We start from the raw sequence: 1,000 nt of genomic DNA, 5'->3' as shown, positions 1-1,000 counted from the left end.
CGACATTTCGGACCTTTGCGGAACGTCCTCGCCGGCAACGTGGCAGGGGCTGCGGGAACACTTTGTGGGCGACTGGCGCGTTGATCACCTGTCCGGCTACGTCCATGCCGGCAGTATGGTCATCCCCATGGAGCCTTCCCCCGAAACAGAGATCATGTCGATCTGGGTACTGGGCGAGGATCTGCTGCTCGACCATGCGGAGATGGCCGAGCCGATGGTTATCACCCTTGCCGACGAAGGCCGTTGGGTGATCGAGGCCAACCATCCCGAGATTCCCGAGCCAGCACTGACGCCGGACGAAGCCGTGCTGGCATGGGCCGGAGACTGCGATCAGGAGGATCTGCCGCGTCTCATCGGTCAGAGCCATGTGGCCATGGCGGGCTCGGTCATGGACATGACGCTGCGCATGCTGCCCGTCGACATGGACACGATCTACGCCATCCTTGAGATCGAGGGCGCTGCCCAGGGCCAATATGTCGTCGCGCGGCGTGTGGTCTGGTTGAACCGGGCCGGCGAATAGGAGGCAGATATGAAACGGTATCTCGCCACTCTGTTGGCTGCGTTGATCGTCCCCACCGCAGCGGCGGCCCAATCTGAGATCGCATTGGCGGGCTGTCCAGCAGAACGCTCTGTCTATACATTGAGGGCCGAGGGCGACGAGTATGCCATCACGCTCGTCCCGGCACGGACGCGGGCCGGGTTTTCCTCGGACCTCTATCTGCGGCTCACCACGCCTCAACGCGACTATTGGTTTGTATTCGAGGTCGCCGCGTCACAGGGAAACATAACGCTAAATCCGGTCGGCGATCCCTACGCGTCCGAAGCGCGTGCAACCGGTCCGGCAAACACCATCGAGGCCTTTCGTTCCCGCTGGCCGGATGCGCCGATGGATGAACTGCCGTCACTGCTGCGCTTCTATGCGTTGGATGCGGAACTGGGCTTTACCTTGGCGCAGCCGCAACAGGGGCAGCCGGCCCCACCTTGGCTGCTGATGCCGGAG

General features: G+C 62.8%; 2 protein-coding genes. Both read left to right on the top strand.

The genetic code is table 11. From position 1 onward, the window contains the following. On the top strand, positions 1 to 520 hold a 520-nt coding region (locus ACDP63_RS24995), incomplete at its 5' end, for a hypothetical protein (RefSeq protein WP_409928872.1). 9 nt (positions 521 to 529) lie between these two features. Then, the coding region (locus ACDP63_RS24990) for a hypothetical protein (RefSeq protein ID WP_409928871.1) at positions 530 to 1,000 on the top strand (471 nt) is incomplete at its 3' end.

This window comes from Paracoccus sp. P2, assembly GCF_046335115.1.
Classification (GTDB): Bacteria; Pseudomonadota; Alphaproteobacteria; order Rhodobacterales; family Rhodobacteraceae; genus Paracoccus; species Paracoccus pantotrophus.
The sequence above is the reverse complement of the archived record's forward strand: the minus strand, read 5'-3'. Positions and strand labels throughout refer to the sequence as shown.